General features: G+C 69.6%; 14 protein-coding genes and 2 rRNA genes. 7 read left to right on the top strand and 9 right to left on the bottom strand.

The window, feature by feature from the left end; all coding sequences use genetic code 11:
* Nucleotides 1-111: 111 nt before the first annotated feature.
* Nucleotides 112-735 carry a GNAT family N-acetyltransferase gene (locus tag ACFU8W_RS25940; protein WP_384041617.1) on the top strand — a complete coding sequence of 208 codons (624 nt, stop codon included), beginning with the start codon at nt 112-114 and terminating at the stop codon, nt 733-735.
* A 34-nt stretch (nt 736-769) separates the two neighbouring features.
* On the top strand, nt 770-1,945 hold the full coding sequence (locus ACFU8W_RS25935) for a winged helix-turn-helix domain-containing protein (RefSeq protein ID WP_384041613.1): 1,176 nt from the start codon (nt 770-772) through the stop codon (nt 1,943-1,945).
* A 24-nt stretch (nt 1,946-1,969) separates the two neighbouring features.
* Here ACFU8W_RS25935 and ACFU8W_RS25930 read toward each other — a convergent pair whose 3' ends face one another.
* From ACFU8W_RS25930 to mtnA, 7 genes are all read right to left on the bottom strand, one after another.
* Nucleotides 1,970-2,722: a response regulator transcription factor gene (locus tag ACFU8W_RS25930; protein WP_345517805.1), complete on the bottom strand. Its 753-nt coding sequence runs from the start codon at nt 2,720-2,722 to the stop codon at nt 1,970-1,972.
* A 186-nt stretch (nt 2,723-2,908) separates the two neighbouring features.
* On the bottom strand, nt 2,909-3,598 hold the full coding sequence (gene hpf / locus ACFU8W_RS25925) for a ribosome hibernation-promoting factor, HPF/YfiA family (RefSeq protein WP_266985003.1): 690 nt from the start codon (nt 3,596-3,598) through the stop codon (nt 2,909-2,911).
* A gap of 322 nt (nt 3,599-3,920) precedes the next feature.
* Nucleotides 3,921-4,652, bottom strand: coding sequence for a ComF family protein (locus tag ACFU8W_RS25920; protein ID WP_384041609.1), 732 nt, complete (start codon nt 4,650-4,652; stop codon nt 3,921-3,923).
* 136 nt (nt 4,653-4,788) lie between these two features.
* Nucleotides 4,789-6,609, bottom strand: a complete 1,821-nt coding sequence (locus tag ACFU8W_RS25915; protein WP_384041870.1) for an LpqB family beta-propeller domain-containing protein — start codon at nt 6,607-6,609, stop codon at nt 4,789-4,791.
* A gap of 34 nt (nt 6,610-6,643) precedes the next feature.
* Nucleotides 6,644-8,665, bottom strand: coding sequence for an MtrAB system histidine kinase MtrB (gene mtrB, locus ACFU8W_RS25910; protein WP_345517803.1), 2,022 nt, complete (start codon nt 8,663-8,665; stop codon nt 6,644-6,646).
* Nucleotide 8,666: 1 nt separating this feature from the next.
* Nucleotides 8,667-9,356 carry a two-component system response regulator MtrA gene (mtrA, locus tag ACFU8W_RS25905; RefSeq protein WP_187740742.1) on the bottom strand — a complete coding sequence of 230 codons (690 nt, stop codon included), beginning with the start codon at nt 9,354-9,356 and terminating at the stop codon, nt 8,667-8,669.
* A 4-nt stretch (nt 9,357-9,360) separates the two neighbouring features.
* Nucleotides 9,361-10,503 (bottom strand): S-methyl-5-thioribose-1-phosphate isomerase, encoded by a 1,143-nt coding sequence (mtnA, locus tag ACFU8W_RS25900; protein WP_384041606.1) that lies wholly within the window; start codon nt 10,501-10,503, stop codon nt 9,361-9,363.
* Nucleotides 10,504-10,643: 140 nt separating this feature from the next.
* Here mtnA and ACFU8W_RS25895 point away from each other — a divergent pair, with 140 nt between their 5' ends.
* Genes ACFU8W_RS25895 through ACFU8W_RS25875 form a run of 5 tightly spaced genes read left to right on the top strand, consistent with a single transcriptional unit; the run spans nt 10,644 to nt 16,085 of the window.
* On the top strand, nt 10,644-11,843 hold the full coding sequence (locus tag ACFU8W_RS25895; protein WP_384041603.1) for a glycerophosphoryl diester phosphodiesterase membrane domain-containing protein: 1,200 nt from the start codon (nt 10,644-10,646) through the stop codon (nt 11,841-11,843).
* 4 nt (nt 11,844-11,847) lie between these two features.
* Entirely contained in the window at nt 11,848-12,537 is a 690-nt protein-coding gene (locus ACFU8W_RS25890; RefSeq protein WP_384041601.1) for a DUF4129 domain-containing protein, read from the top strand.
* Nucleotides 12,534-13,772 (top strand): DUF4350 domain-containing protein, encoded by a 1,239-nt coding sequence (locus ACFU8W_RS25885; protein ID WP_384041598.1) that lies wholly within the window; start codon nt 12,534-12,536, stop codon nt 13,770-13,772. Before ACFU8W_RS25890 ends, ACFU8W_RS25885 begins: the two co-directional genes overlap by 4 nt.
* Nucleotides 13,769-14,764, top strand: a complete 996-nt coding sequence (locus tag ACFU8W_RS25880) for a MoxR family ATPase (protein WP_345517798.1) — start codon at nt 13,769-13,771, stop codon at nt 14,762-14,764. The genes ACFU8W_RS25885 and ACFU8W_RS25880 overlap by 4 nt, the downstream gene beginning before the upstream one ends.
* A 10-nt stretch (nt 14,765-14,774) precedes the next feature.
* Nucleotides 14,775-16,085: a DUF58 domain-containing protein gene (locus tag ACFU8W_RS25875; RefSeq protein ID WP_384041867.1), complete on the top strand. Its 1,311-nt coding sequence runs from the start codon at nt 14,775-14,777 to the stop codon at nt 16,083-16,085.
* A 122-nt stretch (nt 16,086-16,207) separates the two neighbouring features.
* On the opposite strand, the gene rrf is transcribed toward ACFU8W_RS25875, so the two are convergent.
* Both rrf and ACFU8W_RS25865 read right to left on the bottom strand, forming a co-directional pair.
* Nucleotides 16,208-16,324, bottom strand: a 5S ribosomal RNA gene (gene rrf, locus ACFU8W_RS25870).
* 79 nt (nt 16,325-16,403) lie between these two features.
* Nucleotides 16,404-16,624 (bottom strand): 23S ribosomal RNA (locus tag ACFU8W_RS25865); the annotation flags it as partial.

Below are 16,624 nucleotides of genomic sequence, written 5' to 3'. Positions count from 1 at the left end.
GCCGCGTTGAGCCCGCTGTGCCCTTTCGAGTCAACGGATGGAGGACTCGGAAGGTGCCGGAAAGCGCGAAAACTGGTCGCATCACCGTCGGCACCTCACCAGAATCCGTACATGGAGCCGATCACTCTCACCACCGAACGTCTGCTGCTGCGCCCGTTTCGCCGGAGCGACGCGGACGAGGTGTACGCCGCCTGCCAGGACCCGGACATCCAACGCTGGACGGTCGTCCCCTCGCCGTACAGCCGGGCCGATGCCGAACTCTTCACGGAGAAACTGTCCCCCGGCGGCTGGCAGGACGACTCCATGTACAACTTCGCGGTGGTGCGGCGCGACGGCGGGGCGATGACCGGTGCACTCGGCATCAACCGGCGCACGCTGCCGGGCACGTACGAGGTGGGGTTCTGGACGGCGAAGGAGCACCGCGGTCTCGGCTATATGACGGAGGCGGTACGGGCTGCCGCCCACTGGACCTTCACCGCGCTCGGCGGGGACCGGCTGGAGTGGCGGGCCGAGGTCGGCAATGTGCCCTCGCGGGCCGTGGCACAGCGGGCGGGCTTCCGCCTGGAGGGCGATCAGCGCTCGGGGCTGCTGAACAAGGGCGTGCGGCGGGACACCTGGGTCGGCGCACTGCTCCCGTCCGACCTGGGCCTGTCGGGCGTCCACCCGTATCTGCCGGCGAAGTCCCCCACCGGCGCGCCCGCCTCCGGGCACACGGGCCGGTCCACTGCTCCGTGAACGAATGTCAGTGCGGCCCTCTAGGGTTCGGTCCATGACGCCTGTGCCGCCTCCCGCAGCCGAACTCTCCGCCGACCAGGCACGCAGGATCGCCCTGCGCGCCCAGGGCTTCCTCGGGGCACCGGACCGCCGGGCCGGGGTGCCGGGCGTGCTGCGGCACCTCGGCGCCGTGCAGCTCGACACGATCTCGGTGCTGGCCCGTTCGCACGAGCTGATTCCGTACGCGCGCCTGGGCGCCGTCGGCCGGCGCACGATCGAGGACGCGTACTGGTCGGGCGGCCGTACCTTCGAGTACTGGTCGCATGCGGCGTGCATCCTGCCGGTCGAGGAGTGGCCGCACTTCGCGTTCCGCCGCCGCTCCTACCGCGCGCGCCCGCAGTGGAACCACGACCTGCCCGACGGGGCGTACGACACGGTGATCAAGCAGCTGCGCGCCGAGGGACCGCTGACGGCGACGGAGCTGGGCGGGGCGAAGAACGGCGGGGAGTGGTGGGACTGGTCGGCGTCGAAGGTCGCCGTCGAGCGGGCTCTGATGTACGGCGAAGTGGTCTGCACCGAGCGGCGCGGCTGGAAGCGGGTGTACGACCTCGCGGAGCGTGCGCTGCCCGACGCCGTGCTGCACGACGATCTGGACGACACGGAATGTCTGCGTCGGCTGGTCGCACTCGCCGGGCAGTCCCTGGGGGTCGGCACCCGTGCCGACATCGCGGACTACCACCGGCTGAAGGCCGAGCAGTTCGACGCGGTGGTGGCGGACTCCGGGCTGGTGCCGGTGACGGTGGAGGGCTGGGCGAAGCCCGCCTGGGCCGACCCTGCGGCGCTGGCCGCGGAGCCGCGCGGACGGCACCGTACGACGCTGCTGTCGCCGTTCGACTCACTGATCTGGGAGCGGGCGCGGACGGAGCGGATCTTCGGCTTCACCCACCGCCTGGAGGCGTACGTCCCCAGGCCCAAGCGGGTCCATGGCTATTTCGCGATGCCGCTGCTGGCGGGCGGAAAGCTCCAGGGCCGGGTCGATCCGGCACGCGAGGGCACAACTCTGGTCGCCCGGCAGGTGTCCCTGGCAGGCAGGAAAGCCGTGGCGCCGATGGCCGAGGCGCTTGTGGAGGCGGCGTCCTGGGTCGGCTGCACGGCGGTCCGGGTGGAACGGGTGGACGCACCGGAGCTGCGCGAGCCGCTCAGCCAGGAAGTCGCCCGCGTCCTCGGCTGACCCGGCTGTACCGGCATACCCGATTCACCTGATCTCCAGGATCTTCTCCCGCATGGCATAGACCACTGCTTCCATCCTGGAGTGCAGCTGCAGCTTCTCCAGAATGTTGCGGACGTGGTTCTTCACGGTGTTCTCGGAAATGAACAGTTCCTTCGCGATATCGCGATTATTCATGCCCGTGGCAACCAGTTTGAGGACTTCGAGCTCCCGGTCGGTGAGCCGCGGCGCCGGTACCAGCCTGCGCTCATCGGTCCGCTGGATCATCGACTTGAATTCGGTGAGCAGTTTGGACGCCATGGAGGGGCTGATCTGGGACTGTCCGTCGGCGACCGCACGGATCGCCGTGGCCACCTCGTCGGTGGAGATCTCCTTGAGGAGATAGCCGGTCGCACCCGCCTTGATCGCGTCGTAGAGGTCGGCCTCCTCGTCACTGATCGTCAGCATGATGATCTTTGCGCTGGGGGCCACCTCCTTGATGGAGGTGCACGCCTCGATGCCGCCGCGCTTGGGCATCCGCACGTCCATCAGCACGATGTCGGGCAGCAGGTCGGCCGCCTTGTCGACGGCCTCCGCCCCGTCACCCGCCTCGCCGACGACCTGGATGTCCTCCTCCTGGGCGAGGACGATCTCCAGACCTCTGCGGAAGAGCGCATGGTCATCCACGACAAGGACGCGGATCGGCTCCTTACGGGAACCCTCCACGTCCGCGCCGGTATCGGCACAGGCAGCGTCGTCGGCATCATTCGCATCGCGCACGGGCCCGAAGGTGTCCGCCATCGTTCCTCCCCCTGAAGGCCACGGCCTGAAGTTCACAAACTGTCCGCCAACGGCAGTTCACAGAGCACCGATTGGCTTGGGACGTCATGATTCCATGCCTGGACGTCAGAGCGGTGGTCCTGTGGTCCCACACGGGTGCCCCTGGTGGCGTGATTGCACCCCCAGGGGCACCACCGATGCGGGGCGTCAGCCGCCGAGCGCACCGCCCGCGCCGCCCGCCTCGTCAGCGGCCAGCGGGTCGGTCCTCAGATGAATGACACCGTAGTCATAGGCGTGCCGCCGGTAGACGACACTGGGTTCCTTCGTCTCGGCATCGACGAACAGATAGAAGTCGTGCCCGACCAGCTCCATCTCGTAGAGCGCCTGATCGAGCAGCATCGGTGCCGCGACGTGCGTCTTCTCGCGCATCACCAGCGGCCCTTCGCCCTGCACCTCGAGCGAGCCGATCCTGGTGGTGGGTACGGACTCTCCCTCGCCGCCGCCGGCGAGGTCACCCTCGCTGTTGAACGACGCCGCACCCGGCACGGTCTCGGCGACTTCGGCAGCGGGAATCCGGCCGTTGCCGCGGCGGCTGTAGCGCTTGTCGTGCTGCTTGCGCAGTCGCGCCTCCAGCTTGCCGGTGGCCAGGTCCAGCGCTGCGTAGGGGTCGGCTGCGGCCGCTTCCGCACGAATGACCGGTCCCCTCGAGCGAAGCGTGATCTCCACCCGGTCGGAACGGTCGGCCTGACGGGGGTTTGGCTCCTTGGACACCTCGACGTCGAGGCTGATCACCTTGCCGTCGAACTTCTGGATCTTGTCCAGCTTCAGCTTCTCGGCCACGTGCTTGCGGAACCGCTCGGGCACCTCGGTCTTGCGGCCCTTGACGACGATGTCCACGCAGAACTCCGTTCCCGGATCGCTCCGCCCAGCGGCGGAGCTTCTCCCTTTTGCACCAGGCTCCGGTGATCGCCGGAGCCGCGGACTCGGTGGCTTCGACCTCCTCCTCCCCCGTCCGGGAGGTCTCCATCCCACCGACTTTTCAGCTTCTGGGCTACCGGTGAGTTACCTGCCCGAAACCTGGGGGTGCATTCGTCGAGGTCCGGCATTCACCATTCCTCACAACCGAACATAGCCTGCCTGGCCGGATCTCGGCACCCGCTACCCGCACGTACCTCCGTTCAGGGCTCTTTACCCACTCACTACCTGCAACGATGAAAGTTCATCGACAGTTCCGGTTTATTTCGAAGGCGGACGGAGATGCTGCGACAACGGCCGCCTGCCGCATTCCGGAACCCTTGTCTTCGCGCAGGCCCGCCGCGTCGAGCGCGCGTGCCGCCTCGGCCAGCGAGGCGCCGGTCGTCAAAAGGTCGTCCACGAGCACCACCCGTTCGGTCGCAAGCATCCGCTCACCACCGGCCACCACCTCCAGCGCGCCCGCCAGATTCTCCTGCCGCTGCCGGGCACCGAGCCCCGACTGATCGGCCACCGGCCGCCGTTGCCGCAGGACGGATGCCACCTGCGCCGGCACGCCACCGCGCCGCAGCTCGCCCGCGGCCGACAGCGCGATCCTGCGCGTCGGATCGTGCCCCCGCGCCGCCACCGCCCGCCGAGCCGACGGCACCGGTACGAGGAGCAGCGGTCCCGGCCGACCACCCGCCTGCCCCGTCCCGGCCCTTACCGCGCCCGCCAGCGCACTGCCGAGCTCCCGCGACAGTCCTAGTACGCCACGCTCCTTGTGGGCCAGGAGCGTGGCCCGTACGGCGTTCTCGTACGCCGCGGCGGCATGCACCACCGGCAGTCCGGACGGCTCCGGCGCAGGTCTCACCCGTCGCGGCACCGCGCCGCGAAGCGCCGCCCGGCAGTCCTCGCACAGCTCGACCCGCGGTCTGCCGCAGCCACCGCAGGCCACAGGCAGGACCAGCCCGGCGATCTCCCGCCACCACCCCCGCATGAGTCCACTGTGCGCCCGCAGCACGAACCCGGCCACTCCTGTGGACAACGCAGCCGCCCCGAACGGGAGGAGCACCCGCCCGCACGCGATCAGGGGCACCCGGCCCCCCAGGCCCGGGGGCTCCCCGGACCTGGGCTCAGCCCGGATAGACCAGCGACGAGCCCTCCTTGAGCACCGTCTGCCAGTTGTCCCCCGGCGACAGCTTCACTATCCCGTCGTCCTCGGTGTCCGCCATCAGTGGCAGTTGCTCGTCGTCCGCCGCCGCGACCGACGACACCTGGTTCGCCCCCGGCAGCACACCCGACGCCGGTGCCGAACCGTCCACCTGGACATAGCGCACCTGCTGCACGCCGCCCTGCTCCTTGCCGACCACCACGAGGCGGCTCCGGCCCGACCAGGACATCGCGGTCACGTCCTCCAGCTGCGGCGCGGCCTTCCGCAGCTCCACGACGGAGACGTCCTGCCCGGTGTCCGGATCCCCCTGGCGCTCGATCCGGCCGATCTTCAGCGTGGTGTGGCCGTCCTCGGTCAGCAGCAACGCGATCCGGACACCGTCCGCCGACAGCCGCAGCGCCTCGATCCGCGCGCCGCCCAGGTCCGGCACCGTGACGGTCAACGGATTGCCCGTACCACCGGCCAGCCGCAGCAGCCGGGGATCCTCCGGGTTCCGGTCCGCCACCCAGAGATCACCCCGCCCGTCCCAACTGGGCGCCGACAACCGGTCCTCCTGCTTCTTCGCCCCGCTGGTCACGGCGGGCACGGGCAGCTCACCCGTCGAAGCGATGGAGGCGACGTACAAAGACGCGCTGTTCTGCGAGACCGCCGCCGCCAACTGCTCGTCGCGGGCCACGCCGACCGTGCTCATCCGTACCGGTCCGTCACCGAGGGGGCCGGCCACCGGCTCCGGATCACCGCTGCCCCTGTTGCTCCCGGGGATGCGCTGGACATGCCCCTTGGCATCGACGAAGTACTGACTGTCGGGGCCGCCCGAGGAACCGTCCGGAGCGAACTCCTCCGCCTGGTCCGAACCCAGGACACAGAGCGGCGAACCGTCGGACCGCTGCAGCTCGACCTGCTCGACCCGGGCGGACGTCAGATCGCGCACGGTGTACAGCACCTGAGAGGCCATCATGCGGCAGGAGCGCTGCCCGACGCCGTCCGCCTTCTTGTTGAGCGGAACCTTCAGTACGTTGCGGTCGTCGGGCGCCAGCGCGGTGACGCCCTTGCGCAGGACGGTACCGGTGGGGAAGCGGGAATCGACCACCGGCCGCAGCCAGTTGGTCGGTCCCTCGACAAGACTGCGCACCGCCTGTGTCACGGTGTCCATCCCCGTGATCGGATCCGTCCGGTTGCGCACATAGACGGGGTCGGCGACCAGCGTCGGCTGACCTGCCGCCGGCCCGGTGGCGAAGTAATACTTGTTGACGGAGCGGTAGAGCCGCTTGAAGTCGGACTGACCGAGCATCAGACCATCCGGCACGAGGTCGATGCGCCACTCCTTGCTGCCGTTCTGCCGCACCAGGTGCAGGCTCCGGTTGAAGCCCGTGGGCGCGACGGGCTGGTAGGCGCTCTGCGCGTCGACCGTCGCCACCTTCTCGCCGGTCAGCGTGTAGGTGAGCTCCGTACTGCTGTGGTCGCTGTCGCGGACCGGGCGATCGCTCCGGTGGTTCGGCGCCTTGGAGAGCACCGTGGTGAACGCGCTCGGCTTCCAGGTGCGCGACGCCTCCTTCGTCAGGTACTTCCGGGTCGTCCGGAAGCCGGGGTCGTCACTGGTCATGGACTCCAGGAAGCCGTCGACCACCTCATCCGGAGTGGCGTTCTCGCGGGGCGCCACCGCGTACACCTGTACCTGGGAGTCACCGGGCTGCGAGGCATCGACCGCCTTGATGTCCCCGGTGACGGGCATCGAGCCGCACGCGGAAAGCAGCACGACGCCGCATCCCAGCAGAGCGACCATCCCCACCGCATGTCCACGGCCGCCCTCATGACGGTCACCGCCCACGAGTCGTGTCCTCCCGCTCCGGGTCCTGCGCAGCAGAGTCGATGGTGTCGCCCGGCCGGTCCTCGGCGGGGCGGGCGACCACACGGGCGCCGTTGCCCGGCAGGGCGGCCGGATTCACCGACGCCGGCGCCGTCCGGGGAACCGCGGGGGCGCGCGCGGGTACGGGCAGCGGCGAACGGTCCGGGCTGCCCTGCTGGGTCGGCACCGTGAGCCGGTGCTCACTCCCGGTCGTACCGACATCCGTGGGCCGCTCCCGGTTCTCCCGGTTGCGTCGCGAGTCCTCGGGCTCCAGCGGTATCGGGGAACCGCGCAGCGGCTCGTCCGCCGTACGCGGCAGCGTCAGCCGGAACTGCGAACCGCCGCCCGGCTCGCCCCACGCCTGCAGCCAGCCGCCGTGCAGCCGGGCGTCCTCGACGGCGATCGACAGTCCGAGACCGGTACCGCCGGTCGTCCGTGCCCGCGCCGGGTCGGCGCGCCAGAACCGGTTGAAGACACGGGTCGCCTCGCCGGGCTTGAGTCCCACGCCGTAGTCCCGGACGGCAACGGCGACCGCACCTCCGGCCACCCCCATCCGCACCACGACGTCCCGGCCCTCACCGTGCTCGACGGCGTTGACGACAAGATTGCGCAGCACGCGCTCGACCCGCCGCGCATCGGCCTCCGCGATCACCGGCTGCTCGTCGCCGACCACCCGGATCCGCGTGCCCTTGCGCTCGGCGAGCGGCTCGGCGCCGCCGATCACGCGCCGCACGACCTGTCGCAGGTCGATCGGTTCGGCCTCCAGCGCCGCTGCACCCGCATCGAACCGGCTGATCTCCAACAGATCGGAGAGCAGCGACTCGAACCGGTCGAGCTGATCGCCGAGCAGTTCCGCGGAGCGCGCGGTCACGGGATCGAAGTCGACGCGTGCCTCGTGGATGACATCGGCGGCCATCCGTACGGTCGTGAGCGGTGTCCGCAGCTCGTGCGAGACGTCCGAGACGAAGCGTCGCTGCATCCGGGAGAGTTCCTCCAGCTGCTGGATCTTCAGCTGCAGGTTCTGGGCCATCTTGTTGAAGGCTTCACCGAGCCGGGCGATGTCGTCCTCGCCGGTGACTTTCATGCGCTCCTGGAGCCTGCCCGCGGAGAGCCGCTCCGCGATCCCCGCAGCCATTCGCACGGGGGTGACGACCTGCCGCACCACGAACCAGGCGATGGCACCGAGCAGCACGACCACGAACAGTCCTGCGGTCGCCAGCGTGGTCTTGACCAGGGTCAGGGACTTCTCCTCCTGCGTCAGCGGGAAGAGGTAGTAGAGCTGATACGGATTGTGGTCGATGTCGTAGAGACGCTTGCCGACGACGAGCCCGGGCTGCGACTCCTGCCCGTTCGCGTACCGGATCAGGGAGTACGTCTGGAACGCGCCGGGCCCCTTGTCCACCGCCTCCCGCAGGCTCTGCGGAATGCTCGCCGCTTCGACACTGCCCGAGCCGCGCGGCGCACGGGTACCCTCGTCGGCGCTGAGCGCCACCACGTTGAAGGCGTTCTTGCCGCCGCTGGCGAGCTGGTCGACGAGCTCCGTCCGCCACGAGTTGTTGGCGGTCGTGCCGTCCCCGGGGTCACCGCCCTGCCCACCGGGGGTGAGCGGAGCATTCGCCTTGTCCTGGGCCGCCGCGAAACCGCCGGCGGCCTGCGTCTGGGCAGCCTTGCCCTTCGCGTCGAGCAGGCCGTTGCGGACCTGCCCGATCACGACCAGGCCGAGCAGCAACACGACACCGAGAGACATGAGCAGCGTGCCCGCGACGACCCGCAGCTGCAGGTTGCGCCGCCACAGCCGGACGGCGGGCAGCAGCGGACGCCGCACCCAGCGCATCAGCAGTCGCGGCACAGGACCGCCGGGCGCCCGGTCGTGGAACAACCGGCCGCCCTGCAGAAGGCGCCCGAACGCGGACGCCCTGTGTCCGGAACCGGTAGCCCGCCCCGTACGGACTCCCGGCTCCCCGGGCTTCGGGGCAGCGCTACCCAGGGACATGTCAGCTCGGTCCGGCCTTGTAACCGACGCCTCGGACGGTCACCACGATCTCCGGCCGCTCCGGGTCCTTCTCGACCTTGGAACGCAGCCGCTGGACATGCACATTCACCAGCCGGGTGTCGGCGGCGTGGCGGTATCCCCACACCTGCTCGAGCAGCACCTCACGGGTGAAGACCTGCCACGGCTTGCGGGCGAGCGCGACCAGCAGGTCGAACTCCAGCGGGGTCAGGGCGATCGACTGCCCGTCCCGCTTCACCGAGTGACCGGCCACATCGATGACCAGGTCCCCGATGGTCAGCTGTTCCGGTGCCGGCTCTTCGGACCTGCGCAGACGTGCCCTGATCCGGGCAACCAACTCCTTAGGTTTGAACGGCTTGACGATGTAGTCGTCGGCCCCTGACTCCAGGCCCACCACCACATCGACGGTGTCGCTCTTGGCGGTGAGCATGACAATCGGCACACCCGACTCGGCCCTGATCAGCCTGCAGACCTCGATGCCGTCCCGTCCGGGCAGCATGAGATCGAGCAGGACCAGGTCCGGCTTGGCCTCTCGAAATGCGGCAAGTGCCTTGTCGCCGTCCGCTACGAACGACGGCTCGAACCCTTCACCACGCAGCACAATCCCGAGCATCTCGGCCAGTGCGGTGTCGTCGTCGACGACAAGGACGCGTCCCTTCATAATCGACATCATCCCATTAGCTAATCGTTACCTGCGATGATCTGGCACACAGCTCTGCCAGCCCGACCCCCGTGACCGGGGAAACTGCACCCTCCTCCGTGACGATCGCCGTGATCAGTTCCGGCGGCGTGATGTCGAATGCGGGGTTGTACGCCTGGGTTCCCAGCGGTGCGACAGGCACTCCGCCCTCTTCCCCACCCACCCCGATCCGAGACGATGTGAGCTCTGTCACTTCCTGTCCGGGGCGCTGCTCCACGACGATCGATGCCCCGTCCGGGGTCTGCAGATCCACGGTCGTGGTCGGCGCCACCACAATGAACGGCACGTGGTGGTACTGGGCAAGCACCGCCAGCGGGTAACTCCCGACCTTGTTGGCCACGGACCCGTCCGCAGCAATGCGATCGGCCCCGATGAGCACGGCATCCACCTCCCCCGCGGCGAACAGCGAACCCGCGGCATTGTCCGTCAGCAGGCTGTACGCCATCCCGTTGCGCGCCGCCTCGTACGCGGTCAGCCGGGCCCCCTGAAGCAGCGGCCGCGTCTCGTCCACCCAGAGCCGTCGCAGTTGTCCGGCCCGGTGCGCCTCGAGCGCCACAGCAAAGGCCGTGCCCTCACCGCCCGAGACGAGCGCCCCCGAATTGCAGTGGGTCAGAAGCTGATGCCCACCGCCGGGCAGCAGCTCTTCGAGGAGCGCGAGCCCGTACCGCGCCATGCGCCGACTGGCCTCGGCATCCTCCCGGTGCAGCGCCTCGGCCTCCGCCAAGGTCACCGCGGCCGCCCGCTGCGCGCCCTCGCCCCTGTCCAGCGCCGCCCAGTACGCCCCCGCCGCGCGCCGCACCCCGTACCCGAGGTTCACCGCGGTGGGCCGCGCCCGCTCCAGCAGCCCCGAAGCCTCTGCCATGTCGTCGCCCCGGATCGCGGCCAGAGCGACCCCGTAGGCCCCCGCAATGCCCAGCAACGGCGCCCCGCGCACGGCCAGCGTCTGAATGGCCCGCACCAGCGCCGGCACATCCGTACACAGCAGCTCGACCTCCTCGGCGGGCAACCGCGTCTGGTCGAGAAGCACCACTGCAGGGCCTTCCGGGAGCCCGGCCCAGCGGATGGAGGGAAGCGCGGGGGGCTCGATGCCCACCGGCGATTGCGCGTCCTGATCAGCCATCCGCCCAGTCTGCACGGTGAGCCGCCCACAAATGAAGGTAAGTCGGTGATGGAGCACCCGGCCCGTACCGGAGCGACGCGTGGCACGATGGCTGCCAACCTGCCGCCCCGATGAGCGGACAGGACCGTGAAGGAGCGAGAATGAACGACACTCCGGGCTGGGCCTCGCCCGGATCCGCCCCCTCCGACGGCCAGGAGGCGGGCGTCCCCCGGCCTTCCGAGCCCATCGACGGCAGCGGCCCTGCGGAAAAATGGTCTTCCATGCAGCCGCCGGCAGGGCAGTGGTCCCCACCGAGCACCGGCAACGGCCCCGGCGCACCGCCACCCGCCCCCGGCTGGGGCGGCAGGCCGCAGACAGTCGGCTGGGGTCAGCCGCCCGCTGCCGCAAAGCCCGGTGTCATCCCGCTCCGCCCGCTCGGCGTCGGAGAGATCCTCGACGGTGCGGTGTCCACGATGCGCGCCCACTGGCGCACGGTTCTCGGCATCACCCTCACCGTCTCTGTCATCGCCCAGGTCGCGATCATCCTCGTGCAGCGCTATCTGCTGCCGGAACCCGCCTCGGTCGACCCGAACGCGACCGGCACGGAGGCACTCCGCCAGGCCGCCGACTCCATGCAGTCGAGCCTGATCTACAGCGCGCCGTCGACGCTCGTCACCCTGATCGCGACGCTCTTCACCACCTCCATGCTCACTGTCGTGATCAGCCGGTCGGTGGTGGGCCGCTCCGTCACGCTGTCCGAAGCGTGGGCCGAGGCCCGGCCCCGTCTCCTTCAGCTGCTCGGCCTGACCCTGGTCCTGACCCTGATGACCGCCGCCATCATGGCGGTGGGTGTGCTCCCCGGCGTGCTGATCGGCTCCGCCGCGGGCGTCGCTCTCGCCCTCCTCGGATTTCTGGCCGCCACCGCGGTCATCGTCTGGCTGATGGTCCGCTTCTGCCTCGCCTCGCCGGCGCTGATGCTGGAGCGGCAGTCGATCACCGCCTCGATGCGCCGCTCCGCGAAGCTGGTGCGGGGCGCCTGGTGGCGGACGTTCGGCATCCTGCTCCTCACCTGGCTGCTGACGCTCATCGTGACCCTGATCATCGCAATCCCGTTCGGCCTCATCGCGATCATCATGGACGGCCACGGGATGGGGGCGTTCCTCACCGGTCAGCCCACCGACTTCGGCTGGCCGTTCCTGATCATCTCCGGTATCGGCGAGGTGATCATCTCGACGATCACCTACCCGCTCTCCGCCGGTGTGATGGCCCTGCTCTACGTGGACCAGCGCATCCGTCGTGAGGCACTGGACCTCGAACTTGCGCGGGCCGCAGGCCTGCCCGGCTACGACACCAGGAGCTGATGCCGTGTCGGGGGCGGGGGGCGCGACAAGAGCACGACTGCTGATCCACGCGGGCAGCGACATACCGGTGGACACTCCACGCGTGCCCGCGCGCGAGGCGGCGAGGCACGAGCTGTCCAAACCGATGTACCACGAGAACGACCCGAACCTCCTCCAGCGCGGTCTCGACCGCCTCTGGGAGTGGCTCGGCGATCTCTTCTCCGCAGCCTCGGACACCGCACCCGGCGGACCGCTCGGGCTGATCGTCCTCGTACTGGTCGTCGTCGGCCTGGCCGCCGCCCTCTGGTGGCGGCTGGGCACCCCGCAACGCACCGCCCGCCCCACCGACGCCCTGTTCGACGACAGTCCCCGCAGCGCCGCCGAACACCGGACCGCCGCCGAGGCACACGCTGCCGCCCACCGCTGGGGCGAGGCCGTCCAGGAACGCATGCGCGCCATCGTCCGTTCGCTGGAGGAACGCGCCCTGCTCGACACCCGCCCCGGCCGCACCGCCGACGAGGCCGCCGCCGAGGCTGGCCACTCGCTGCCGGCGCACGCGCTGCCCCTTCGCGCCGCCGCCCGGGAGTTCGACGCCATCACGTACGGCGGCCGGAACGCCGACCGGCACGCGTATCTGACGGTGCGGGACCTCGACCTCGACCTCGAGAACGCCAAGCCCCTGCTGACGGCCCCGGCCCGGGGAGCGGCCGAATGACCGCGCCCACTGCCGCCTCCACCGCGCCCCCTACCTCGGTCTCCCCCACCTCGCGCCAGGTCTGGACCCGCACCCGCGGTCTGGTGCTCGCTCTTCTCCTGCTCATAGCAGCCGGAATCGTCCTGGCCGTCGCACACTCCGGTGCCCAGCACGGCCGACTCGACCCCCGCTCCGCCGACCAGCACGGAAGCCGGGCCGTCGCCGAACTCCTCAAGGACCGCGGCGTCTCGATACGGGTGGCCACCACACTCGAGGAGGCCACCACCGCGGTCGGCCCGGACACCACCCTGCTCGTCACCGCCCCCGATCTGCTGACACCGGGCCAGCAGCGCGAACTCCGCGCCGCGACCGCCGCCTCGGCCGGCCGCACCGTCCTCCTCGCGGCAGGTCCCCCGTCCGTGGACACACTGGCCCCCGGGGTCCGCACGACGTCCACCGGACCGGTTGCCCCCCGTGCACCGCAGTGCCTGCTGCCCGCAGCCCACAGCGCGGGCAACGCCGACACAGGCGGCTTCCGCTACACCGCGGACGGCCTCGAAACCCTCGCCTGCTACCCCAGCGGGGGTCTCCCCACCCTGCTCGTGGTCCAGGAGCAGGCCTCCGGCGACACCGCACTTCTCGGCTCCGCGGACTTCCTCTACAACAGCCGTCTCGACAGCCAGGGCAACGCCTCCCTGGCCCTGCAACTCCTCGGCTCCCGCCCACATCTGGTCTGGTACCTCCCCTCGCTCGCTGATCCCTCCGCCACCGGGAACGGCGGAGACAGTGACGACAGCACAGGCGGTGAAGGCGCTGACAACGACCGCAGCTTCGCCGACCTGATCCCGTCGGCCTGGCTGTGGGGAACCCTGCAACTCGCAGTCGCCGCCGTACTCGCCGCCATCTGGCGCGCCCGTCGTCTGGGCCCTCTGGTCACCGAACGGCTGCCCGTGGCCATTCGCGCCTCCGAATCCACCGAAGGCCGCGCCCGCCTCTACCGCAAGGCGAACGCCCGCGACCGGGCCGCCTCCTCATTGCGCTCCGCCACTCGCACCCGTATCGCCCCGCTCCTCGGGGTGTCGCCACGCAATGCTCACTCCCCCGCGGTGCTCCTCCCCGCCGTCTCCGCACGCCTCAGCACCATCGAAGGCGGTCTCGACACCGTGCTGTTCGGCACGGCTCCGGCCGATGACGCCGCCCTTGTCCGTCTGGCAGACCAACTCGACACCCTCGAAAGAGAGGTACGCACTTCATGAGCGCCCCGCCCCCAGTGCCCGCCGCCGAGACCGTCGGGAAGGACGACGCAGCCCGCGCATCCCTGGAAGCCCTGCGCTCCGAGATCGCCAAGGCCGTGGTCGGCCAGGACCCCGCCGTCACCGGCCTCGTCGTCGCGCTGCTCTGCCGAGGCCATGTCCTCCTCGAAGGCGTTCCCGGTGTGGCCAAGACCCTCCTGGTCCGCGCCCTCGCCGCCTCACTCGAGCTCGATACCAAGCGCGTCCAGTTCACCCCCGACCTGATGCCGAGCGACGTGACCGGCTCTCTGGTCTACGACGCCCGTACAGCTGAGTTCTCCTTTCAGCCCGGTCCGGTCTTCACCAACCTCCTCCTGGCCGACGAGATCAACCGCACTCCCCCCAAGACGCAGTCATCGCTCCTGGAAGCGATGGAGGAGCGCCAGGTCACCGTCGACGGAACCCCTCGCCTCCTGCCGGAGCCCTTTCTGGTTGCGGCCACTCAAAATCCCGTCGAGTACGAGGGCACGTACCCCCTCCCCGAGGCCCAGCTGGATCGCTTCCTCCTCAAGCTGACGGTGCCGCTGCCGTCCCGTGACGAGGAGATCAATGTCCTGACCCGCCATGCCGACGGCTTCAACCCTCGCGACCTGGTCTCAGCAGGTGTCCGCCCCGTCGCAGGTCCCGCCGACCTGGAATCCGCCCGGGCCGCGGTCGCCAAGACCACGGTCTCCCCCGAGATCGCCGGCTATGTCGTCGATATCTGTCGTGCCACGCGTGAATCCCCCTCGCTCTCCCTCGGGGTCTCCCCCCGAGGTGCTACCGCCTTGCTCTCCACGGCCCGCGCCTGGGCCTGGCTGACCGGCCGTGACTACGTCATTCCGGACGACGTGAAAGCCCTGGCACTCCCCACGCTCCGCCATCGCATCCACCTGCGCCCCGAGGCGGAGATGGAAGGAGTCACCCCTGACTCCGTCATCACCGCAGTCCTCGCTCACGTCCCCGTACCCCGATGAGGCAGTGACCGTGGCCCTCACCGGACGAACAGCGCTGCTCGCCGCCTTGGGGTCACTCCCTGTAGGCATCCTTGCCCCGAGCTGGACGGGCATGCTCGCGGTCAATGCCCCGCTCTCTCTAGCAATTCTGTGCGACTACGCCCTGGCCGCGCCAGTGCGAACGCTCCAGTTCACCCGATCCGGTGACACAACCGTTCGACTCGGCGATGGCGCAGAAGTGCAACTGACCGTAACCAACGCGTCGCGTCGGCGCCTGCGCGCGCATCTCCGCGATGCGTGGCCGCCCAGCAGCTGGCTCACAGGTACGGAACAGGCGGCGTCCCGCCACAGGCTGGACATCCCGGCAGGTGAACGTCGCCGCCTCATCACGCGCCTGCGTCCGACTCGCCGCGGCGACCGCCGAGCCGAACGCATCACCGTACGCTCGTACGGACCACTGGGCCTGGCAGCCCGGCAGGGAAGTCATCAAGTTCCGTGGACGGTGCGCGTACTGCCGCCGTTCACCAGCCGCAAGCACTTGCCGTCCCGCCTCGCCAGGCTCCGTGAACTGGACGGACGCACCAGCGTCCTCACCCGCGGCGAAGGCACGGAGTTCGACAGCCTCCGCGCCTATGTCCCCGGCGACGACACCCGTTCCATCGACTGGCGGGCAACGGCACGGCAATCGGCCGTCGCAGTCCGTACGTGGCGCCCCGAGCGGGACCGCCACATCCTCATCGTCCTTGATACCGGCCGCACCTCCGCGGGCCGAGTCGGTGATGTGCCCCGCCTCGACGCTGCAATGGACGCGACGCTGCTCCTCACCGCTCTCGCCACACGCGCGGGCGACCGTGTGGACCTGCTCGCGTATGACCGCCGCATCCGTGCCCAGGTTCAGGGACGCGCTGCGGGTGAAGTCCTGTCGGCCATGGTCACTGCAATGGCACCACTCGAACCTGAGCTCGTGGAAACGGACGCCCGAGGCCTCAGCGCCGCCGCCCTGGTCGGCGCCCCTCGTCGTTCTCTGATCGTGCTCCTCACCAGCCTGGACGCGGCTCCCATCGAGGAGGGCCTGCTCCCCGTCCTCCCTCGACTGACTCAGCGCCACACGGTGCTGGTGGCTGCCGTGGCCGACCCGCACATCGAGCAGATGGCCGAAGCCCGGGGCACGGTGGACGCGGTCTACGAGGCGGCAGCGGCGGCCCAGGCCAAAGCTCAGCGGCAGCGCACTGCAGAGCAGCTCCAGCGCCATGGCGTCGTGGTCGTCGATGCCACCCCGGACCATCTGGCCCCGGCTCTCGCCGATGCCTACCTGGCCCTCAAGGGAGCCGGCCGACTCTGATCCAACAATCCCATGCCAACCACGCCACGCACTCACCATGAGGAGCCGTGCGTGGTTGTCACCTGTCCGTGAACGCAGAAAAGCCCCGTGCCACAAGGGCACGGGGCTTTCCCGGAATAATTGTTCGGCGGCGTCCTACTCTCCCACAGGGTCCCCCCTGCAGTACCATCGGCGCTGAAAGGCTTAGCTTCCGGGTTCGGAATGTAACCGGGCGTTTCCCTAACGCAATGACCACCGAAACACTATGAAATTAACCAACACCGGGCAACAACACGGCCGTTCGTTATTTCAGAACTAACACAGTGGACGCGAGCAACTGAGGACAAGCCCTCGGCCTATTAGTACCAGTCAGCTCCACCCGTTACCGGGCTTCCACATCTGGCCTATCAACCCAGTCGTCTACTGGGAGCCTTAACCCCTCAAGGGGGTGGGAATACTCATCTTGAAGCAGGCTTCCCGCTTAGATGCTTTCAGCGGTTATCCTTTCCGAACGTAGCCAACCAGCCATGCCCTTGGCAGGACAACTGGCACACCAGAGG

This window comes from Streptomyces sp. NPDC057565 (assembly GCF_042801455.1).
In the GTDB taxonomy this organism is placed as follows: domain Bacteria; phylum Actinomycetota; class Actinomycetes; order Streptomycetales; family Streptomycetaceae; genus Streptomyces; species Streptomyces yanii.
Note: the sequence above shows the minus strand (reverse complement) of the source record. Positions and strands in the feature narration are given on the sequence as shown.